Source organism: Arthrobacter nitrophenolicus, assembly GCF_000332815.1.
In the GTDB taxonomy this organism is placed as follows: Bacteria; Actinomycetota; Actinomycetes; order Actinomycetales; family Micrococcaceae; genus Arthrobacter; species Arthrobacter nitrophenolicus.
Genome location: NZ_AOFD01000051.1, coordinates 1 through 21,920 on the forward strand (window position 1 = coordinate 1; position 21,920 = coordinate 21,920).

Sequence of the window (21,920 nt, forward strand, 5' to 3'; positions counted from 1 at the left end):
GCGCCCTGCGGCCAACAAGGCAAGCGGCCCGGACCCTTTCCCTCGCAACGACCGGGTCCGGGCCGCTGTACCCGCCCTCTTCCGCAAGCCGCGCAAGCACCTGCCGACTGCTTCACTTCCAGGATCTGAAAGGGATATCCCCCGTGGCATCCAAAGCCCCCCGCGAAAACATCGACGAGTCAAAGCTGACCGTCACCAAACCCAAGACCAAGGCCGTAGGCATCCCGGCCGTTGCCAATGCGTTGAAAATTTCGCTGGAACAGATGGGGCCACTGCGCAGTGTCCACACGCTCCTGGCAGTGAACCAGCTGGACGGGTTCGACTGCATGGGCTGCGCCTGGCCCGAACACGAAAAGCGCAACGCCGCGGAGTTCTGCGAAAACGGCGCCAAGGCAGTGGCCGAAGAAGCCACCCGTCGCCGTGTCACACCGGAATTCTTTGCCAAGCACTCGGTTGCTGACCTGAAGACCCGCGACGACTACTGGCTGGGCCAGCAAGGCCGGCTCACCCACCCGATGTTCCTCGATGAAGGCGCAACCCATTACAAGCCCATTGAGTGGGATACGGCTTACGACCTCATGGCCGAGGAGCTGCGGGGCATGGACCACCCCGATCAGGCGGTCTTCTACACCTCCGGCCGGACCTCCAATGAAGCAGCATTCGTGTACCAGCTGCTGGTGCGGGGAATCGGCACCAACAACCTTCCTGACTGCTCCAACATGTGCCACGAATCCTCGGGTTCGGCGCTGGTGGAAACCATTGGAATCGGCAAGGGTTCTGTCAGCCTGACGGACCTGGAAACCGCGTCGCTGATCTTCGTAGCGGGCCAGAATCCCGGCACCAACCACCCGCGCATGCTGAGCGCCCTGGAGAAGGCGAAAAAGAACGGCGCGATTATCGTGTCCGTCAACCCGCTTCCCGAGGCCGGACTCCTGCACTTTGAAAACCCGCAGCATGTAGCCGGCATGGTGTCGGGAACCCGGTTGACCGACGACTTCCTGCAGATCCGCGCCGGCGGCGACCAGGCCCTGTTCCAGGGCCTTGGCAAATACCTGCTTGAAGCCGAAGCTGCCGGCCGGAACACCCCGGGCCTGGAAACCGTCCTGGACCACCACTTCATCGAAAACCACACAGTGGGCATTGATGACTACCTGCGCTACCTCGAAAAGGTGGAGTGGGATGACATCGTGGAGGCAACAGGCCTCACCCTGGAGCAAATCAGGGCAACGGGAGAACGGCTGCTTGCGTCGAATGCAACCATCGTGTGCTGGGCCATGGGGCTGACCCAGCACAAGCATTCCGTGCCTACCCTTCGCGACGTGGTCAACGTCCTGCTCCTCCAGGGCAACATCGGCAAGCCCGGCGCCGGCGTCTGCCCGGTGCGCGGCCACTCCAACGTCCAGGGCGACCGCACCATGGGCATCTTCGAAAAAATGCCGGAGACGTTCCATGACCGGCTGGACCAGGAATTCAACTTCCGGTCTCCCCGGGAGCACGGCTTTGACACCGTGGCAGCCATCCGCGCCATGCGGGACGGCAGGGTCCGTTTCTTCATGGGGATGGGCGGCAACTTCGTCCGTGCAGCCCCGGACTCGGAGGTCACCGAGCAGGCCCTGGCCAACACCAGCCTGAGTGTTCAGATCTCCACGAAACTGAATCACTCGCATCTGTCCACAGGCCGCCGGGCGTTGATCCTGCCTACCCTTGGACGCACCGAGAAGGATACCCAGCAGACAGGCGACCAGCGGGTCACAGTGGAAGATTCCATGAGCGCCGTGCACGCATCACGGGGACGGCTCAAGCCCGCAAGCGAACACCTCCACTCCGAGGTAGCCATCGTGTGCAACCTCGCCCACAGGCTGTTTGCAGACGGCCACGGCCGCGTGCCCAACACACCCCAGGCCAGCTGGCTCGCCATGCGGGATGACTACTCGCTGATCCGGAAGCACATCGAAGCGGTGGTTGACGGCTTTGAAGACTTTGAACAGCGGATCCAGCATCCGGGCGGTTTTGTGCTGCCACACCCGCCACGGGATGCCAGGAAGTTCGATACGGCATCCGGGAAAGCCCACTTCACCGGCAACGAGCTGGAATTCATCAAGATCCCTCCCGGCCGGCTGGTCCTGCAAACCCTCCGCTCACACGACCAGTACAACACCACCATCTACGGCAAGGACGACCGTTACCGCGGCATCCACGGCGGCCGGCGCGTGGTGCTCATCAACGCCGAGGATGTCAGTGAGCTGGGCTTTGCCGACGGGGACATGGTCCACCTGATCTCCGAGTTCCAGGGGACGGAGCGGCGGGCCGAAAACTTCCGCATTGTGTCGTATTCGACGCCGAAGGGTTGTGCCGCCGCCTACTACCCGGAGACCAACGTCCTGGTGCCGCTGGACTCCGTGGCGGATACCAGCGGAACGCCTACCTCAAAGTCCGTGATCATCCGGCTGGAAAAGGCCTAGATCCCCCTCAAGTTCCCCATTTCAGTAACACCAACGATTAGGAAGTGACCATGTCAGGAAACAGAGCTGTCGCCTACAAGGAACCCGGTGTCGTCGAAATCATCGACACTGACTACCCGACGTTTGAACTCAAGGACGGCCCCGGCGTCAACCCGGCCAACGTCGGCCGCAAGGTGCCCCATGGCGCGATCCTCCGCACCGTAACCACCAACATCTGCGGATCGGACCAGCACATGGTCCGCGGCCGCACCACGGCTCCGCAGAACCTTGTCCTCGGCCACGAAATCACCGGTGAAGTGGTGGAGGTGGGGCCCGACGTCGAGTTCATCAAGGTCGGCGACATCGTCTCCGTACCCTTCAACATCTCCTGCGGCCGCTGCCGCAACTGCAAGGAGCAAAAGACCGGGATCTGCCTCAACGTCAACCCTGACCGGCCGGGCAGCGCCTACGGCTACGTCGACATGGGGGGCTGGGTCGGCGGACAGGCAGAGTACGTCCTGGTCCCCTACGCCGACTGGAACCTGCTGCGCTTCCCGGACCGCGATCAGGCCCTGGAAAAGATCATGGACCTGACCATGCTCTCGGACATCTTCCCCACCGGCTTCCACGGCGCCGTGACCGCTGGCGTCGGCGTCGGCTCCACAGTCTATGTCGCCGGTGCCGGCCCTGTTGGCATCGCGGCCGCCGTCGGCGCCCAACTGCTGGGTGCCGCCGTCGTCATTGTGGGCGACATGAACGAAGACCGCCTGGCGCAGGCACGCTCGTTTGGCTGTGAAACCGTTAACGTTTCCAAGGGCGACCCGAAGGACCAGATTGAACAGATCCTCGGCGTCCCGGAAGTGGACTGCGGCGTGGACGCCGTCGCTTCGAAGCCCGCGGCCACGGAAAGGACGCCTCCCACGAGGCACCTGCCACCGTCCTGAATTCCCTCATGGACATCACGGCGGCCGGCGGTTCCCTGGGTATTCCGGGCCTCTACGTGACCGGAGATCCGGGTGCCGTTGATGAGGCTGCCAAGCACGGCTCGCTCTCGCTCTCCCTGGGCACCGGCTGGGCCAAGTCCCTGTCCTTCACTACGGGCCAGTGCCCTGTCATGAAGTACAACCGTCAGCTGATGATGGCCATCCTCCACGACAAGGTCCAGATCGCAAAGGCAGTCAACGCCCAGGCCATCCCGCTCGAGGACGCCCCGCGCGGCTACGCCGAATTCGACGCCGGAGCGGCAACGAAGTTCGTGCTGAACCCCAACGGCTACGTCAAGAACTAGTACGCGACCAACAGAGCCGGGGCCGCAGGGCAAACGCCATTTGGCGGATGTCCTGCGGCCTTCGGTTTCTCCAGCCGGAAACGGGTGACGGCCGCGCGTAAGCTGGGGCCAACGACTATTGGGGGGCCAATGAATATAAGTCCGGCTTTTGGTGTTCTGGGAGTGCTGTACGCGGTGTTCACGATCACCGTCGCCGTCCTGGCGGTCTATGCCCTGGTCCTGGTCATCGTGTTCCTTCGGCTGCGCATCGCAGAACTGAAGCGGACGGCGCCGCCCAGGGACGACCGTCTGCGTAGATGAGACGCCCAGCACTTCGTCCAGTTTCGCTCGGTTACGCTGCTCAAGCCTCAACACTTCAGCAGGCTTCGTTGCGGGTGCTGGCAGTGGCTGAGCAACGACAGTCGATTCGCTTGACGGTTCGCTGGAACCCTCGTGGTATTTACAACCTGCCAGCATGAGGCCGACGGAGACCGCCAGTAAAGCGCCCTTAGAATTTTGGTGCCGCAATCCCCCGGACCTGACATGTCCCTGAGCCTACGCCAACCCATCGATAACGGAGCTGGCATGTAGGCTGACTGGACCATAGGCCTGAGGGGGCAGCGCTATGAAACATCCGCAGATCCTTGCTGCGATACTGGCCGCGGCACTTCTGCTGACCGGCTGCACTTCGAAGCCGACGATCAACGCGCTGGACTCTCCAGCCGAAGCGGAAGACCGGCTTCCTGGCGACGTCACCATCTGGCCGCAAAATGAAATCCCAGCGAACAGTGTGAGGTTCCTGGTCGAGCACAATGACATCAGATATTTCGGAGCGAAAAGCGGCGATAGCCGGCGGGCCGGCGTTGCTGCCTTTCCCAAAGACAGCCAAGCCCGCTGGGTCGCGGGCTGCTCGGACGTGAGGGACGACAGGGAAATTTTCAATGTGAGCGGCACAGGTGTTGTTGAAGTTGTCCTGGTATCTGACGGTTACGACCTGGACAAACTCATTGGCGATGGGTGGAAACCCATCCACAAGAACATCGTGATCGCCACCCCCTAATTCTCCGACCATGGGGCTCCTACCGCTGCCGCTGGCAACTGATTTCGCTGACCCGCCAAGTTTTGGGAGTGGTTTGGGGTCCCCGGACAGCCGATAGGAAACATTGATATATCTTATTCCCATACTTGATATATGAGACTTATACTAGATCGGGGTCCGCTGGAGGATCGATTGTTGGCTCGATGAGGAGTAGAACAAATGCAGCAACTCGCGCACCGTCGCAGAAGGCTGGGCATTGCAACTGCCTTCAGCGGCGCGCAGGACGCGGCCAAGCGGAAAGATCCAGGGGAACCGCGTGCTGACCTTCCATCTGGCGACATTAATGTCCCGACGGCCCCGCTGATTGTCGCGGATTGACACGCGAGCGTGGGCAGGACAACGGAGCATGTCCGCGCCATCGAACTGTGTGAAGAACGACGTTCAGCAGCCAGGTGCGGCAGCCCTCCTCGACCTGCGGCCGAAGCGGACCCATCGAGCAGATCCTGTTCCCCCGCACCCAGAAGCACCGGATCGGCCGCGCATCAAGCGGCAGATGCTGTCTCCCTGCATCCGAATTTTCCAGGCACCACATCCTAGAGAAAGAGAATAATGACACGTATTGGCATCGTGGCCGAGTTGGGTCGCGAGACAAGGGTGGCGGCAACGCCTGCCACCGTGAAGCAGTTGTTGGGTTTGGGCTACGACGTTGTGGTCGAGAAGGGGGCTGGTGAGTCCGCGTCGTTCAGGGACGAGGCGTATGCAGCGGCGGGTGCTTGATTGTTGGTGCTGATGATGCGTGGGGCAGTGACGTGGTGCTGCGGGTCAATCCGCCCACCGAGGAAGAGATCGACCGCCTCGCTGACGGCGCCACCCTGATCGGTATGCTGAGCCCCGGGCTGCGGCCGGAATTGGTAGAGGCGCTGGCGGCGCGTCCAATCACGGCGCTGGCGCTGGACGCTGTGCCGCGCATCTCCCGTGCGCAGTCGATGGATGTCCTCAGTTCGATGGCGAACATCGCGGGGTATCGTGCCGTGGTCGAGGCCGCCCATGAGTTCGGCCGGTTTTTCACCGGTCAGGTCACCGCGGCGGGCAAGGTCCCGCCGGCGAAGGTCCTGGTCGCCGGCGCGGGCGTGGCTGGCCTGGCCGCGATCGGTGCGGCGAGCAGCCTGGGCGCGATCGTTCGCGCTACCGATCCCCGGCCCGAGGTGGCGGATCAGGTGAAGTCCATTGGTGGTACTTACCTCAAGGTTGAGGTCGAGGAAGAGATGAAGTCCTCTGATGGGTACGCCAAGGCGACGTCGGAGGCGTACAACCGGCGTGCAGCCGAGATCTACACCGAGCAGGCCCGTGACGTTGACATCATCATCACCACGGCACTGATCCCGGGCCGGCCCGCGCCGAAGCTCCTCACGGCCGATGATGTGGCCGGGATGAAAGCTGGCAGCGTGATCGTGGATATGGCTGCCGGGCAGGGCGGCAACGTTGAAGGTTCCGTGGCAGGTGAACGCATCGTCACCGAAAACGGTGTCATCATTCTCGGCTACACCGACTTGCCGGCCCGGCTTCCGGCCCAGGCGTCCCAACTGTACGGGACCAACCTGGTCAACCTCCTTAAACTCCTCACCCAGAACAAGGACGGCCAGCTGGCCCTTGACTTCGAGGACGTGGTCCAGCGCTCCGTGACGGTCGTACGCGAGGGAGAGAAAACCTGGCCCCCGCCCCCGGTCCAGGTCTCCGCTGCATCCCCTGCCCAGGCGGCGGCCACACCCGCCGGTGAGCGCCCTGCAGGCAAAGCCGACAAGAAGACCGGGCTGGGCCCTGCCGGTAAAGCCGGTCTGATTGCTGCGGGTATCGCCGCCCTGTTCGGGATCAACGCGGTGGCCCCGGATCCGCTGCCGCAGCACTTCACAGTGCTGATGCTCTCCGTCGTCGTCGGCTTCTATGTCATCGGCAAAGTGCACCACGCGCTGCACACTCCCCTGATGTCCGTGACCAATGCGATTTCCGGAATCATCGTCGTCGGTGCCCTGCTGCAGATCACCTCCAGCAGCGTGATCGTGCAGGCCCTCTCCGCTGTCGCTGTCCTACTTGCCAGCATCAACATTTTTGGCGGGTTCGCCGTGACCCGGCGCATGCTCGCGATGTTCTCCAAGGGAAATAAGGCACAGGGATGAGCGCCGTTCGCGAAGCAACAGGAATTCTTACGAGGAGCATCACAGTGACTGATACCGTTTCCGACCCCTTGACCGCAGAGTCCGTAGCCGGGGCGGCATACATCGTCGCGGCCCTGCTGTTCATCCTCAGCCTGGCCGGACTGAGCAGGCACGAGAAGGCACGCGCAGGAGTTATCTACGGCATCTCCGGAATGGTGGTTGCCCTGGCAGCGACCATCTGGCTGACCCTCCAAAACGCCTGGGGCTCCTCCCAGGTACTCACCGGCCTCATCCTGCTGGTGGCCGCGGTGCTGGTCGGCGCCGCGATCGGCCTGTGGCGGGCCCGCGTGGTGCAGATGACCGGCATGCCCGAACTCATCGCGCTGCTGCACAGCTTCGTGGGCCTCGCCGCGGTGCTGGTGGGCTGGAACGGGCACCTTGAAAGCCCCGAACTGCCCGACGCACTCAAAGCGATCCATCACGCAGAAGTGTTTATCGGTGTCTTCATCGGCGCGGTCACCTTCACCGGTTCCATCGTCGCCTACCTGAAACTCTCGGCCCGGATGAAGTCCTCACCGCTGATGCTGCCGGGAAAGAACGCGATCAACCTCGGCGCCCTCGTTGTGTTCGTCGTCCTGACCGTCTGGTACGTCAACGACTCCCAGCTGTGGCTCCTGATCGTCGTCACCATCCTGGCCCTAGGCCTGGGCTGGCACCTTGTAGCCTCCATCGGTGGCGGCGACATGCCCGTCGTCGTCTCCATGCTCAACAGCTACTCCGGCTGGGCCGCAGCCGCCGCCGGCTTCCTGCTCAACAACGACCTGCTCATCATCACCGGCGCCCTCGTCGGTTCCTCCGGCGCCTACCTGTCCTACATCATGTGCAAAGCCATGAACCGGTCCTTCATCTCCGTCATCGCCGGAGGCTTCGGCATCGCAGCACCCGCCAGCAAGGGGGACACGGACCAGGGCGAGCACCGGGAAATCACTGCCGAAGCGACAGCGGAAATGCTGGCCAACGCCTCGTCCGTCGTCATCACCCCCGGCTACGGCATGGCCGTCGCCCAAGCGCAGTACCCCGTCGCTGAACTGGCCCACCAGCTCCGCGAGAAGGGTGTCAACGTGCGCTTCGGGATCCACCCCGTCGCCGGGCGCCTCCCGGGACACATGAACGTCCTCCTCGCCGAAGCCAAAGTCCCCTACGACATCGTCATGGAAATGGACGAAATCAACGACGACCTGGGCGAAACCTCCGTGGTCCTCGTCATCGGCGCCAATGACACCGTCAACCCCGCAGCGCCGAAGACCCGGGCAGCCCCATCGCCGGCATGCCAGTCCTCAAAGTCTGGGAAGCCGAAAACGTCGTCGTGTTCAAACGCTCCATGGCCGCCGGCTACGCCGGAGTCCAGAACCCCCTGTTCTTCCGCGACAACTCGCAAATGCTCTTCGGCGACGCCAAACAACGCGTCGAAGACATCCTTCGCGCTTTCTGACCGACCCGCACCTTCCAAGATGAGGAGAGACCATGCCACAACATCGAACAGCACTCCCTAGCGTGGTTCAGACAACACTTCCTCCACGTAGGCCGAGCCAGATGATGGGCGCTGAAGAAGCACCGTTTGCCCAGGCCTTTGGCATCGACGACTACGCCGCATCGCCTTGGTTAGGCCTTCACTTCCGACACGAGCTCCTACTGCACTGCAACCACGAACTGTTGGTGGATCAGCATCGGAAGGACTAAACCCGAAGCTTCGCCCATTCCCTCGGCTCCAGTTCCAGTGGGCTGGGAGCCCGGTCAATGAGGCACGCTTCAACCTTCGCAAAGGAGGTGTGGACCGTGTCCACACCTCCTTTGCACAGGACGAACAAGACGTTCAACTTTTAGACCGTGCGGATCGAAAGGACCTCATAGACCACGGCCGAGCTCATTGCCGGTGCGCGACAGGTTAGACGGCATCGCGGGCCGCGCTGAGTACGCAGTTCAATGTCGATACGCGCCGGGTGAGGAGGGGATCCGATGATGCGGATCCGCCAGTGTTCACCGTTGCGGGAGGTCTCGACCACCCGTAAGTCATGACGGCCGGCCGGGCCGAAACGCCTGAGCGCGGCGGCGACGGCGGTCTGCTGTGCCGGGAAGAGATCGGTGTATCCGCGCAAATGCTCCGCGCTGATACGGCCGGCGAGGTGTTCTTCAATCGTGGCCACAGACGAGTCCACATCCAGACTTCCGTAGTAGACACCGTCGGGTGCAACCACGACGTTGGCTGCGAACCTGTCACCGCCTAAATGCGAACATTCCCAGACGAGCTCCGGCCACCGCTCGCTCAGCGCACGTCCCACAGGCCGTCCCCACACAGCACAGCATTGGTCATGTTGGCTGTGGGTGCAGACCAGGACGACGGGCGGATAGCCGAGCGTTCCGGGGAGACTGAGGGCCCTCGCAATCTCAGCCAGATCCTCATCCTTGCCCCACGTGCCCCAGTACTGGCGGTAGGCGCCCGAATCCTCGTGCCGCAGGACCGCCCAACGGCTCTGGCCTTCACGGCGGCGGGGGCCGGGCCGTCTCACCAGCAGCACCCGTGCCCGCGCCGCCCCCGCGGCGGAGAGCACGAGCGCCTTGGTTCCAGGATCGAGATCAAGCCCTTCAAAGCCATTGAGAGGCCATCCGCCCCGGTACTCGATGAGGACCCAGACGACGCCATGCGGCGCTGTGCCTGCAACCGGGTCGCCACGCAAGCGGGCCCCTTCAGAGCAGAAGAAGCGCTTTGTGGCCGCTACTGTGGCGAAGTCACTGTCTGGATCACTGTTCAACGGGAACGAGGACCCCCGCGCGCAACAGCCTTCCAACAAGTTCGACGCCGAGATCGCCCGCGGCGTGAATCTCCCCGTCGAGCAGGCGCGTTATCGAGGCAGATCGGTCTCTGGGAAATCGAGCCAACCCACGCGCGTGGTGAGGCGCAATCCCTCCAGCCGTGCCTCCAGTGCACCGCGAAGCCGGACCACAGACCCGGGGCCCAGGCCGCCCACAGCCGCGAGCTGGGCCAGCGGCCCCAGCGGCGCCGGACGCCCCTGGCCACGGCGGGTGCGGTAGAACAAAGGACTGCTGTCAGCCTCAACGACAGCAGCGGCGAGGCGCTCACGGACGACGTCGAGCTCTGCATCAGGCCCTTCGACTCCCAGCGGCAACGTACGGCGCATCTCGGGATCATCGCACAGCGCTGCCAGGGCGGCCTGCGCCAGCTGTTCTGCCAGCGCATAACGGGTCCAACTGTGGATTCCAAGGGTGAGGTGGATGGACACCTCGCCCTGCGCCTGGGCGGCATGCAACCAGCCCCGCGGCAGGTAAAGGACGTCCCCTGGCTCGAGCACAGTGTCGATATAGGCCTCGGCCTTCGCTGCCTCGGCCACGGCGGAACGGCGGTCGGTCCAGGGCTGGTCACGCAGCGGATCCGTGTGGACCGGCTCATGGATGATCCAGCGCTTGGTCCCCTCAATCTGCAGGACGAAGACGTCGTGGACGTCGTAGTGATCGTCGAAGCCCCGGTTCTGGGGCGGGGTGATGTAGGCATTCGCCTGCACCGGATGTCCCAGCTCTGTGCTCAGACTGCTGCTGAAGTCCGCGACAGGCGCCCAGGTGCGGTGCAGTGCCTGCAGCACCAGCGTGGCACCGTCCGCGAACGTGCGCCACAGCGCTGTGTCGTCGAGCTGGTCAGAGATGGTGGCGCCGACGCCGGCGGGCGAGGTAAACGACGAGTCGGGAAACGTGGAGCCGCCCTTGGCAACGCGGAGAAAAGGTGTGCGCAGTCCTCGGCGCGAGACCAGTTCGTCGACGGCCCCGGCAGAGAACAGATCGGAGAAGTCGCCGGCACCACGTGTGAGAAGTGCCGTGCGTCCCCAGATGTCGCGGGCGAACCTCTCACGGCCAATGTCTATCAGGCGTGTTTCCAGGACCCCGCCGCCTTCAATTGCGCCGGGGTCCTGAAAGTCAGTGCGGGTTGTGCTCAAGATTTAGATGCCCCGTTCTGCGGCTCCCCCGTCGGCGCCGCCATCGGCACCCCCGTCAGCTCCACCGTCGGCACCACCATCGGCACCGCCGTCGTGCATTCCGGGGACGCCGGACGCGCCGCCGTCCGCGGGGCCTTCGGCACCACCGTCGGCACCGCCGTCAGCACCGCCGTCGTGCATTCCGGGGACGCCGGCCGCGCCACCGTCCGCGGGGCCTTCCTGCTGGTTTGGATCCTGCTCTGGACTGGTCATGCTTCCTCCCGAGAATCGAATCGCCAGGATCAGCTCCGTTGCCGGCACCTGATCATCCAACCGGGCGATCCTCTATAGGCACCGCCCGTGATCACCCTAACCTCACAGGCCAGCCGTGGGAACAACCCTTTTCTACAACTCCTGTCCCGGCGTCTTGATACAAGGATGGAATCTCTGTGCGGGGCTTGCGAGCCTTTGTGCCGGTAATGAATCGGCCGTTATCGCTCGCGGGCATCACGATGGCTCCCGCGACGGCGTTACCCGCCTCGGCTAGGTGGCAATTTCACGGTGCCCACGAGTATCAAATGCGGCGGCTGATTCCCGCAGGAGGCGCGCTACTGTGTCGACAGGCAGGTTTGCCGTCCTGCGTCGGTCGAACCGTCGCAGGACGATACGCCTGGTCCCCAATCCAGGAACGTCCAGGACGTCCACGCCGTCCTGAACGACGCCGGCCAGAGCCAGTGTGGGTACGATCGCGACACCTTCCCCGGCGGCAACCAGCGCGAGGGCGGTCAGGGTTTCCTGGTACTGATGAACGGTCTCCGCCGCGCCGCCCGTTCGGCGGAGTCGATCGAGTACGGAAGCATTGGCCGCGGAAGGCTCGACTCCCAGCCAGGGAAGGGGCAGCCGGCCGAGATTAACGTTCTCGGTAGCGATCAGTGTTCCGGAAGGAACGACGAGTTTCCATGGCTCGTCCAGCAGCGGTTGCTCAATCATTCCGGCGCCCAATGCTTGTTGCCCTGCCGTGGTCGAGTCCAGTTCGACCACGACGGCGTCCAGCTGTTGTTGACGCAGGAGCCGCATCAGGACCGGGAAGTCGTCTTCCACAATCTGGATCTTCAGCTGCGGGTACTGGGAGCGCCATTCGGGAAGCCGTGGGATCACCAGCGTTCGCACAAAGCTCGTGAATGCGCCTACCTTAACGACACCTTCGACGGTAGCTCCACCCTGCATCCTTCCGAGGGCAACGCTCAGTGCCCGTTCGATCTCTTCGCCGGCTTCAGCTATCGCGAGGCCCGCAGGTGTCAGCGATGATCCCTTGGGTGTACGTACCACCAGGGCATGGCCCGTTTCCGCCTCCAATTTATTGAGCTGTTGGGATACTGCAGAGGGTGTGATTCGGAGCTCGTCTGCAGCTGCAAGGATGCCGCCGGTACGTGCAACAGCAAGGAGAACGCGCAACCGGCGCGGGTCGATATCCATGTTAAGCAGTTCTAAACCACACCTTCAGCAGAATGCAATTGAAGTGAAGGTCTTCATCACTCAATATTTGGCGTAGGGGGCACACTTTGCCGCCTGGCAGATGCGGGATAGCGCTGGGGAAAGGACATCATGGAACTGCTGTGGGAAGCTGCCGGCTGGGGCGGCGCAGTTGCAATTCTGAGTGCCTACTTGGCTGTCTCCATGGGCTGGTTGAAGGCCGGCAAGCGCTTCCAATCAGCGAATCTCATCGGAGCCTGTGCCTTCATTGTCAATGGCGTCTTCCATGGGGCATGGCCGTCGGTTGTGACGAACGTTGCCTGGTTCCTCATCTCTGGCGTAGCGCTCTTTCGTATGCGGGCAGTTCATGAGCCGGCCGTTGGCGAAGTTCAACCTACGCAGCTTCCCGGCGTCCCTGACGCTACAGGCCCACTGCCGATTGTTGGAGTGAGTCGAGCGGTCTAAGGAACAGCCCTCGGGAGGGCGACGCGCATGACGCCGCGGAGCAACTGATCGACCGGATGACGGACGCGGAGATCCTCGGACTGCTCGATAGCGACTCCCCTGATTGCTGTCCCCGCTAATCCCGTTGAGGCTCGGCCGGGGACCGTTCGTGACCGGAGCGGTTTCGCCGGTCGGCGTCCCAGTCGTTCAGTTCACCGTGATAGGCGCCTCCACTTTGTCCCTGCGACAGCTCCACGGGCCGCGACTCGAAACTTGTCGCTGGAGGAACGGGTCGAGCTCGCGATTGGTGTGGAGACCAAAGCGCGGGAAGCTAACGATGCTGCCTCTGTCTGCGTTAACCTGCTTCGTCACCCCCACGCGGGCGGCTGTGCTCTGCCCGCCGCCCAGCACAGCCGGTCAGCTGGGGCGGGCGCGGACAGCTTGCCGAGCCGCCCAGGACCGCCCGACGAGGATGCCGTCCCGGACGGCCGGCCAGCCCTGAGCTCGCTAGGGGCCGTGTTCCTCCGGCCTCTCGGGAAGGATGGGAGGGGCCGGCGAGGGCCCCTCGACGCGGACGGGCAGCTCGTCGTCCCTCCGCAGAATGGCGCGGAGCAGCCGCCGCTCCTCCCCCCTGAGCGACGTGAACGCTTGGCCGTCCCGCAGCACCAGACCCCCGTTCGGGGTGGCGTACCGCTTCTCAAGATCACCCAGCTCCTCGGCCCGAAGCAGCGCGACTGTGCTCCCCGCAGCCAGGTCGACCAGGCGGACCAGCGAGGAGGGTCCGGCAGATCACTCGCAACGAGGCGCTGCTCGCTCTCGGCGAGGATTGTCTTCTGCGCTGCGCGTGTCACGACCAGGGGACGGGATGGCCCGTCGAGCAGTCCGGTCAATACGTCCGCCGCAGCTTCAGGGCGGCCCGTTCTGCGTGCGGCCGCCTGCATCCGCTGCAGGCGGCCCGGTTCCCGCAGCACCTCGTCGATCTTCCAGCCGATCGTCGCGGGAGTATTGCAGCGGACCGCCGCCCCCTGTTCCATCAGGTAATCGCCGTTGCGGACCTCCTGCCCCGGAATGGTGTTCACAAGCGCCATGGGCAGCCCTGCAGCCATGCACTCCGACGACGACAGCCCGCCCGGCTTGCCCACAAACAGGTCGGCGCGTTGCAGCAGCTGCGGCATCTCCGCCGTAAAGCCGAGCACGCGGTAGCGGTCGCCAGCGGGCGCCACCAGCTGCTCGATGCGCTGCCGCAGCTCATTGTTGCGGCCGCACAGGACCGTGGCCGTAAAAGACGAGCGCATGTGCAGCGTCTGCCGTACGACCGAGAGGGCATAGTCGCCGCCAGTCGCGCCCGCTGAAATCAGCAGCATCGGTCGCTTGGTTGCATCGCGCGCGGGCGCTGGGGCGGGCGGGGCGGCAATGGGGATGCCCGTGACCGCGACGCGGTCGGGCGGCAAGCCCAGCGCCATCAGTTCAACCCTCCCCTCCTCCCTGGCGAGGAAGAGCGCGTGGAACGCGCCCGTAAGCCATAGGCCCTGGAAGTCGTAGTCCGTCGTGACGACGGCGGTCCTCGCGTCAATCACACCACGAAGGAGCAGCGACGCCAGCAGTTGGGCTGGCAGGAAGTGCGTGCATACGATCGCTGTCGGCCGGAATCGCTTGATGGCGTCAGTTACCGGAAGAGCGTTCACCCGTGTCCAAGGGTCTACTGGCCCCTGCGCCGGAACGGACGGTCGTTGATGTTGTAGCCCCACTCGACCAGCCAGGGCAAGTCCTCGACCAGGACGAAGTAACCCTTGCCCAGCAGTGTGCGGTAGAGCAAGCTGCTCACCTGCAGCACGTCCAGCACCTGCACCTCATCGATGTCGGCGCGCACGGCACAGGCCTGCTCCAACGCCGCCGCGGCGCTATTGTGCCCCGCTCCTACCCCTGCTGACAGGATAAGTACGCGTTCCCTTCCGGCGGCGTCGGGGCCTCGTGCCGACGCTCTGCGCATAAAGGGAGTCTAGCGGGCCGCATGGCCGCCGCCTGAGCCTAACTTGTACTCGATCAGCACGGGACCGGTTGAACCGTCACGGGTTGATGCCGCTCCCATCTCCCGGCGCACCAGCAGCGACCGTCCCAGCATCCGGGTCATGTCCCGCCAACCCTCTTGTGCAACCAGCGGCTGGCGAAAGAGCACTCCAGTTATTGCCAGGCTGAACTAAACAGTCCAACCTGACGTCAGGTCTGCGACGATGTTCAGTTCAGGCTTGGAAATTCCGGGGGCGAGGGCCTGCGCCAAATCGCGGGCAGTGATGCCGACGGCTGGGCGGTCGGCGATCAACCGCCCGTCGGAGCAGGGCCGCGGGCCTGGAAAGCTCCGTTTTTTCAAGAAACTAGCCTGCTGAACCCAGAAGCGTGCTTAGTTCCGGCCTCGCTCTAATCCCCTCGAACCGACGCCCGCTCACCTGTCTCATAACCAAGGATGAGTACCAGATTTTAGCTACGAAGTTATGAGACATAAGTTACGAGAATCGCCTTACGCTCGCGCGTCCACCATTCCCTAGAAGTAAGCGATTGTGCAGGTCACACGTCTCTCCGCTCGATGAGACATCTCATTTTCCCAGGGATACGAGCCAGGCGAGCAGCAGTCGCAAGCCGACCTGACTGCTTCTCACACCCGCCTCTGACATCCAAGGCGACGTTTAGGTGGGCTGAAGCACCGCCATTCATCGCCCCAGACCACACTGTGAACGGCGTGGTGGCGCAAGAACTTAGGATAAATAATTGCCGCCCATGCCGCTTCTTCTGTCAGGCAGCGTCGGGACAGTGTTTGACTTGCGATGCATCATGGCCATACGTAGCCTTGGCCCCACTGCCGCCTCCAAAAATCTGGGCCGGCGGGATCGCAGTCGCAACTGATTTGTGAAATCCGTATTGGGGGATACATGTTTTACAACAAAAAAGCTTGGAAACACTTTTGCCGGTTGGCAGCCACCTTTACTGCCGTCGTAGCGCTCATGGCGGCATCGATTGGACCGCGGGAGCTGCTGGCGCCAAAACCATAGCCGCGGCCAGCTCGGGCGTCGCCCTGCTTCAACCCAATCCGGCTCAAACGCAGGAAGCTTTGAACCGTCTAAGGCAGGCTAAGTCAGCTGATCCGCTTGGTTTTGCGGTGCGGCTTCAGATTATCGAAGAATCAAAACCGCTTACCGCTTTTCTTTCCTCTGACAGCCGCTTCGACAGCCGGCTTCAGCAAGAATTCTTAGCCGCTTTAATGCCAACTGACGTCCTGACGGCGTTAGTCGAATTAACTGACCTCGGATACCTTTCGCTGGAAGTCAGTGACGGGCCGAACAGCTTGAGAATTGCCCAGATCGTCAAGGCAAAGCCAATCATGGTTGGCGGAGGAAAAGGCAGCATGGGCATGCAGACCGCTTTTCCGCAATGCCCTGCTGCCTGGGCAGCATTCTGGGCGTGGTGGAGCACAAATGCGGCGTTCTGCGGTGCTCTCGGATTCTTCGGACCGATGGCGGCGTTGGGCTGCTCAGCCGCTATGGCCATCGCAGGAACTGTAATCGACATCAACCGAGGATGCTGATGAACAAGAAAATAATCGCAAGGAACTATTGGCTTGCCCTCGCGGCCATGTACGGGCTGACTCTGAGCGTTGTAGCAGTGGCTGAAATGCCTTGGCCCCTGATAATGGGCAGCGCTTTTATCCTCTTCGCCGTCCTCCATAGCATCCGATACCGTCAAGTTGGCAGAAAGATTCAGGGCAAGCTCGCTACCGCCAGCCCTGGTGTGGGGGTGGTTGGAGCGGTATTCGGCGCGGCGGCGGTCCTCATCCACGGCACTCCCATCGCTTTCTGGGCAGGGCCGCTCCTAGGTGCCGTGGTCTTCCTCGGAATGTACCTCTACCTTCACCGCTTTGCACGGTTCTACAGCCAAACGAACGAAACGGCTACCTGACCTGGTCAGGCGGCTATGAGCTGAAATAGTTGTGCACTGGATTATCGAGGGCCCAACTACGTTTAGCGACACTACTCGTGAGAGGGTACGCAGGACAGCAGCTCAAGATCGAATCAGTTAATCCCGAGGATTGCATTTGACCTGGACCTGGGTCGCGGCGACGCGGGAGCGATTGACGAGCTCGTTGCGCTTGGCGGTCAGCTCCCGAGCTTGCCCCGCATCTGGTTCAGGCCCATCCCACGTGTAAACGACCCCGCGGGATACGGTGATCCGGACTGGTTTGAAATCCGGAGACCCGGAATCACCGCGGTCGCCCCGACACTGCATGCACAGGCAGCCCAAGTGCTGCTCGATCTGATGAGCGGTAGGGAGCCGCCACTCACCATCAGCCGGATCCCGGGAGAGATAAGCCGAGGACCGCCTTAGGGATGCATTCGCGCCAATGGGAAGCGTCCAAGCCAAGAAGGAGCCGACGCGATGCTGTATCCATGTGGGATTGCATTGAGGCTGTGACGGCGGCAGGATCACGGGCCTCCAGTGCCCTGTGAATTTCTGTGTGTTCCTTCAGGGCAGCAGCCGCATGTCCCTCATCCGTCAATGCCCGGTCCACCCAAATGCGGAGAAGCGAACGGATGCTTTGCAGGAGCTCCTGCAGTACCTGGTTACCGGAGGCTGCCGCGATTTCGCGGTGGAAGGCAGCATCTGCCTCCACAAACGCAGCCAGGTCGTCCAGCGTGGCCGCCATCGTGTCCAGGTTGGCGCGCATCCGCTCAAGGGCCTCGTCGGTTACGCGCTCCGCCGCCAGCTGGGCAGCCTGGACTTCCAAGCCGCTGCGCAGCTCGACGAGTTCGCGGGTCCTCGGCGCACCCAGCATCAACCCCCAGCTCAGCGTCCGCGGCAAAAGTTCGGAAACGCCGTCCCGCAGATAGGTGCCCGAACCGGGCCGGACCACCACGATGCCCAGGATTTCCAGGGCGGCGAGCGCCTCGCGCACGGCTGACCGGCCCACGCCAAGTGAGGCGGCCAGCTGACGCTCCGCCGGCAGCCTGGTCCCCGGGGCAATGTCGCCGCTGGTGAAGAAGGCCAGCAGGCGCTCACGACCGCTGGGTCAAGCGCGTCTCCGGCGGCGTTGTCCGCAATACTAGAAGCACACCGGACACGGTGGCCCTGGTGATCGGCGGCGGTTCAGGCCACTACCCGGCCTTCGCTGGGTTGGTGGGGCCAGGGCCTGGCGCACGGCGCTGCAATGGGCAACCTCTTCGCTTCCCCGTCCGCGCAGCAGATCTACAACGTGGCCAAGACTGCCCACAACGGCGGCGGCGTGCTCCTGGGCTACGGCAACTACGCCGGCGACGTCCTGCACTTCACGCAGGCCCAGGATCGCCTCCGCCGCGAGGGAGTGTGTCGCTTGGCGAAGGAGGGGTCGCCGGGCTATGGAGCGTCGTAGGGGGCCGCGTTAGAGTACTCACCGGTTTTCGCTTCAAAACATTCGGTGCCCCGATGGTGAATATTCGGCGAACTCGTGCTTGCGGTCAGTGGGAGGTGGGGATACTGGAGTACATGCCTTTTGTTACCCGCCAGTACGTTCCTTCACCCACCCGACGCCAGGTACTCCGTTCGGCCGGCCTTGCCGCTGTTGCGACCGGAGCTGCAACTCTTGCCTTCCAGCCGGCTCAGGCGGCTGACCCAATGTTCGCGCATGGGGTGGCCTCCGGTGACCCATATGCGGACAGCGTGGTGCTCTGGACGCGGGTTAACCCAAGTCCGGAAGCCGCACCTGGTTCAGGACTCGGCCCGGCCGCGACCGTGAACTGGGAGGTGGCCTCGGACCCCGACTTCAGCAGGATTGTTTCCAAGGGCTCTGTGAAGACCGGGCCGGAGCGTGACCACACGGTGAAGGTGGTCGCTGGCCGACTGCAGCCGGGCACGCCTTACTGGTACCGCTTCACCTTTGGCCGCGCGGTGTCCGCGGTCGGCCGGACCAAGACTGCCCCGGCGGCCGGAGCGCAGGTGGAGCGCCTCCGCTTCGGCGTCGTCTCCTGCGCCAACTACCAGGCTGGCTACTTCAGCTCCTACCGCCATCTTGCCCAGCGCGGGGACCTCGACGCCGTGCTGCATCTCGGCGATTACCTCTACGAGTACGCACCAGGGGAATACCAGGCGAGGGACGTCGTGGTACGCCCGCACGATCCCGCCGTCGAGATGACCACCCTGTCCCACTACCGGCGCAGGCATGCCCAGTACAAGACCGATCCCAATATGCAGGCGCTCCACTCCGCTGCACCCTTCATCGTCACGTGGGACGACCATGAGGCGGCCAATGACGCCTGGAGCGGAGGGGCAGAGAACCACACCGAGGGCGCGGAAGGCCTGTGGGCCGCACGCCGCGCTGCGGCCAACCAGGCCTATGCGGAATGGATGCCCGTGCGCTACCAGCCCGGCGGTCCGCTGTACCGCCGGCTTGATTTCGGCTCCCTGGCCAGCTTGTCCATGCTGGATCTCCGCTCCTACCGGAGTGAGCAGGCTGCCAACGGGCTCGATCCCGCGGTGGATAGCCCGGACCGGACCATCACAGGCGATGCACAGATGGACTGGTTGCTGGGCAACCTCACCTCCGGCGGTCCTCAGTGGAAGCTGGTGGGCAACCCCGTGATGATTGCCCCTGTCAGGGTTCCATCGACGCTCAGCCTGGCCGAAGTGGCGGGCGTCCAGAAGCTCATGGGTGGCACCACCATCGACGGTGTCCCCTACAACGTGGACCAATGGGACGGCTACGAGGCAGACCGAAGCCGGGTGATCCGGCACCTGCGGGACCAGGGCGTCAAGGACACCGTCTTCCTCACCGGTGACATCCACTCCGGCTGGGCCTGCGACATTCCCGCGGATCCCCTCACTTACCCCACCACCGGCGACTCGGTCGCGGCTGAACTCGTCTGCACGTCGGTGACCAGCGACAACCTCGACGACATAATGAACACTCCGCCACGGACCTCCTCCCTGGCCGTGGAGGCAGCCATCAGGACTGCCAACCCCCACGTGAAGTACCTGGATTTCGACTCCCACGCTACTCCGTCCTGGACGTCACGCCCGCAGGGGTTCGGATGGACTGGTACGTCCTTGCCGACCGGACGGCCCGGGCCTCGGCAGCCACACTGTCCACCTCGTTCAGGGTCGGTGCCGGCACAGGCAAAGCCGTTCCGGCAACCGGAGGCGCCCTGTGAACCCGGACCGCCGCCAGTTCCTGCGCCTTGCCGGGTCCGGAAGTGCCGCCGTCGTCCTTTCCGCGGCGGCCGGAACCGCGTGGGCCAGCCCGACGACGAATCCCGGCACCGCCCGGACGCGCACCTACGTCCTTGTGGTGGACGGCTGCCGGCCGGACGAGATCACGCCGGGACTGACCCCGCGGCTCGCCGCCCTGCGGGCGGAGGGCACCAACTTCCCTGCCGCGAGGTCGCTGCCGGTGATGGAGACGATCCCGAATCACGTCATGATGATGACCGGCGTGCGGCCCGACAGGTCCGGAGTCCCCGCGAACTCGGTCTTCGATCCCGCCGAAGGGGCAGCGAGGGACATGGACCGCGAAACCGACCTCCGTTTTCCAACGCTGCTTGAACGCCTGCGCGAGTCCGGCCTCACCACTGCCTCCGTCCTGAGCAAGGAGTACCTGTACGGCATCTTCGGCACGCGGGCGAGCTACCGCTGGGAGCCCTATCCGCTGCTGCCGGTCACCGGACACGCCCCGGACGCCGCCACCATGGATGCGCTGCTGGCCATCGTCAGCGGCCCGGATCCGGACTTCGCGTTCACCAACCTCGGCGACGTCGACCGCATGGGCCACTCGGACCTGACCGGGACCACGCTCCAGGCAGCGCGCACAGCCGCCCTCGCCGCCACCGATCTGCAGGTGGGCCGGCTGGTGGATCACCTGGTTGATACCGGAAAGTGGGAGTCCAGCGTCCTTGTCGTGCTTGCAGATCATTCCATGGACTGGTCGCTGCCCACCAACGTCATCTCGGTGGACCTGATCCTCCAGGCACGCCCGGACCTCAGGTCCTCACTCACCATTGCCCAGAACGGCGGCGCGGACCTGCTGTACTGGACCGGCCCTGCGGATCAGAAGGCAAGCGGCCTCCAGGCTGCGCGATCCCTGGTCCAGGCCCACCCCGGTGTGCTGTCAGTACACGCACCTGCCGAGCTGCGACTGGGGCCGGAGGCCGGAGACCTGGTGGCCTTTTGCCGCGCGGGCTGGCGGTTCTCTGACCCGTACATCGTCTCCAATCCGATTCCCGGCAACCACGGGCATCCCGCCACCGAGCCCATCCCGTTCTTTATCTCCGGAGGCAGCCCCAAGGTGGCCCGCGGCCGCACTTCTTCAGACCCGGCACGGACGGTGGACGTGGCCCCGACTGTCGGTGGCCTCTACGGGCTCAAGGCACCTTCCGGCGGCTACGACGGCACGGCAAGGATGACCGGGTTCACGGCATAGGGCAAAAAGCCCGGCCCGACTTGGGCGACGGGCTGCTTGTGGAACCAAAACCACATCCATGGCCGGGCATCAAGAGGACGAATTCGTTGCCATGAGCCGCTATGAATGGTCCAAAAGAGAGAACAAGGTGTGTCCGCCGAAAAAACAGCCGTAGTCATTGAAGATGACCAGGATATTGCTGGCTTGATAAAAGGGGTTTTGGGACTCTGCGGCATTGAGGCGCACACGACGGCCAGCGGCGAAGTCGGTGTCATCTCGGCCAGACAGCAAGTACCTGACATCGTCGTCCTCGACCACGGTCTGCCCGGCTTGAACGGACTAGACGTACTTCGGCGGATCCGCAGCTTCAGCAATATGCCCGTCCTCATGCTTACCGGTTACCCGCACCTCGCAGACGAATTCATGGCAGCCGGCGCAAATGCCGTCATGACCAAGCCATTCCGGCCCCGGTCGCTGATGGAGCATGCACAGGACATGCTCGCACCTCATGAAGGCGGTGCGTAGCCACAGCCGCGTACCCTGTTGAACCTGGCACCCGGCGGCGGGCATCGGTGGGTGCCTGTAAAGCCACAAACAGGGGCAAGCTCCTACCCGCGGTGACAGGCCTGCATCCTGCCGTTTCATCCTTTGGACACCTGTTGTTGTTTCTCCTGCCATCCCCGGCGCCTAAGTTGGTTCGCGCCCTA

General features: G+C 63.7%; 13 protein-coding genes and 7 pseudogenes. 13 read left to right on the plus strand and 7 right to left on the minus strand.

Annotated features, from left to right (window positions below):
* Window positions 1–143 precede the first annotated feature (143 nt).
* The 6 genes and pseudogenes from G205_RS16030 to pntB all read left to right on the plus strand — a co-directional run bounded on the left by G205_RS16030 (window position 144) and on the right by pntB (window position 8,392).
* Entirely contained in the window at window positions 144–2,462 is a 2,319-nt protein-coding gene (locus G205_RS16030; protein WP_009358906.1) for an FdhF/YdeP family oxidoreductase, read from the plus strand.
* Window positions 2,463–2,512: 50 nt separating this feature from the next.
* Window positions 2,513–3,729, plus strand: a pseudogene (fdhA, locus tag G205_RS16035) (formaldehyde dehydrogenase, glutathione-independent).
* Window positions 3,730–3,858: 129 nt separating this feature from the next.
* Entirely contained in the window at window positions 3,859–4,029 is a 171-nt protein-coding gene (locus G205_RS22160) for a hypothetical protein (protein ID WP_200859176.1), read from the plus strand.
* Between the two features lie 304 nt (window positions 4,030–4,333).
* Complete coding sequence (locus G205_RS16045; RefSeq protein ID WP_009358907.1) at window positions 4,334–4,768, plus strand: hypothetical protein; 435 nt, start codon at window positions 4,334–4,336, stop codon at window positions 4,766–4,768.
* A 588-nt stretch (window positions 4,769–5,356) separates the two neighbouring features.
* Window positions 5,357–6,921 (plus strand): annotated as a pseudogene (locus tag G205_RS16050) (Re/Si-specific NAD(P)(+) transhydrogenase subunit alpha).
* Window positions 6,918–8,392, plus strand: a pseudogene (gene pntB / locus G205_RS16055) (Re/Si-specific NAD(P)(+) transhydrogenase subunit beta). The pseudogenes G205_RS16050 and pntB overlap by 4 nt, the downstream one beginning before the upstream one ends.
* Window positions 8,393–8,780: 388 nt before the next feature.
* Here pntB and G205_RS16060 read toward each other — a convergent pair.
* From G205_RS16060 to G205_RS16075, 4 genes and pseudogenes are all read right to left on the minus strand, one after another.
* The gene (locus G205_RS16060) at window positions 8,781–9,635 is read right to left on the minus strand and encodes a sucrase ferredoxin (RefSeq protein ID WP_052014161.1); all 855 of its coding nucleotides are present in this window, start codon (window positions 9,633–9,635) and stop codon (window positions 8,781–8,783) included.
* Window positions 9,636–9,699: 64 nt separating this feature from the next.
* A pseudogene (locus G205_RS16065) lies at window positions 9,700–10,904 on the minus strand (cupin domain-containing protein).
* A gap of 3 nt (window positions 10,905–10,907) precedes the next feature.
* Window positions 10,908–11,156: a hypothetical protein gene (locus tag G205_RS16070; protein WP_035753450.1), complete on the minus strand. Its 249-nt coding sequence runs from the start codon at window positions 11,154–11,156 to the stop codon at window positions 10,908–10,910.
* A gap of 270 nt (window positions 11,157–11,426) precedes the next feature.
* A complete protein-coding gene (locus G205_RS16075; RefSeq protein WP_009358911.1) occupies window positions 11,427–12,359 on the minus strand; it encodes a LysR family transcriptional regulator in 933 nt (310 codons plus the stop codon).
* A gap of 129 nt (window positions 12,360–12,488) precedes the next feature.
* On the opposite strand from G205_RS16075, the gene G205_RS21255 reads away from it, so the two are divergent.
* Window positions 12,489–12,821 carry a CBU_0592 family membrane protein gene (locus G205_RS21255; RefSeq protein WP_083875083.1) on the plus strand — a complete coding sequence of 111 codons (333 nt, stop codon included), beginning with the start codon at window positions 12,489–12,491 and terminating at the stop codon, window positions 12,819–12,821.
* 486 nt (window positions 12,822–13,307) lie between these two features.
* Here G205_RS21255 and G205_RS16080 read toward each other — a convergent pair.
* Both G205_RS16080 and G205_RS23530 read right to left on the minus strand, forming a co-directional pair.
* Window positions 13,308–14,790, minus strand: a pseudogene (locus G205_RS16080) (MGDG synthase family glycosyltransferase).
* 9 nt (window positions 14,791–14,799) lie between these two features.
* Window positions 14,800–14,931 (minus strand): hypothetical protein, encoded by a 132-nt coding sequence (locus G205_RS23530; protein WP_268743680.1) that lies wholly within the window; start codon window positions 14,929–14,931, stop codon window positions 14,800–14,802.
* Window positions 14,932–15,744: 813 nt separating this feature from the next.
* Here G205_RS23530 and G205_RS16085 point away from each other — a divergent pair.
* Both G205_RS16085 and G205_RS16090 read left to right on the plus strand, forming a co-directional pair.
* Window positions 15,745–16,377 carry a hypothetical protein gene (locus G205_RS16085; protein ID WP_152419604.1) on the plus strand — a complete coding sequence of 211 codons (633 nt, stop codon included), beginning with the start codon at window positions 15,745–15,747 and terminating at the stop codon, window positions 16,375–16,377.
* Window positions 16,377–16,748 (plus strand): hypothetical protein, encoded by a 372-nt coding sequence (locus G205_RS16090; protein ID WP_009358912.1) that lies wholly within the window; start codon window positions 16,377–16,379, stop codon window positions 16,746–16,748. The genes G205_RS16085 and G205_RS16090 overlap by 1 nt, the downstream gene beginning before the upstream one ends.
* Window positions 16,749–17,133: 385 nt before the next feature.
* On the opposite strand, the gene G205_RS16095 is transcribed toward G205_RS16090, so the two are convergent.
* Window positions 17,134–17,838, minus strand: a complete 705-nt coding sequence (locus G205_RS16095; protein WP_235047006.1) for a FadR/GntR family transcriptional regulator — start codon at window positions 17,836–17,838, stop codon at window positions 17,134–17,136.
* Window positions 17,839–17,840: 2 nt separating this feature from the next.
* On the opposite strand from G205_RS16095, the pseudogene G205_RS21260 reads away from it, so the two are divergent.
* The 4 genes and pseudogenes from G205_RS21260 to G205_RS16115 all read left to right on the plus strand — a co-directional run.
* Window positions 17,841–18,156 (plus strand): annotated as a pseudogene (locus G205_RS21260) (dihydroxyacetone kinase subunit DhaK); the annotation flags it as partial.
* Between the two features lie 281 nt (window positions 18,157–18,437).
* Window positions 18,438–19,751 (plus strand): annotated as a pseudogene (locus tag G205_RS16105) (alkaline phosphatase D family protein); the annotation flags it as partial.
* Window positions 19,752–20,106: 355 nt separating this feature from the next.
* Complete coding sequence (locus G205_RS16110) at window positions 20,107–21,234, plus strand: alkaline phosphatase family protein (RefSeq protein WP_235047004.1); 1,128 nt, start codon at window positions 20,107–20,109, stop codon at window positions 21,232–21,234.
* A 129-nt stretch (window positions 21,235–21,363) separates the two neighbouring features.
* Window positions 21,364–21,738 (plus strand): response regulator transcription factor, encoded by a 375-nt coding sequence (locus tag G205_RS16115; protein WP_009358917.1) that lies wholly within the window; start codon window positions 21,364–21,366, stop codon window positions 21,736–21,738.
* Window positions 21,739–21,920: the final 182 nt, after the last annotated feature.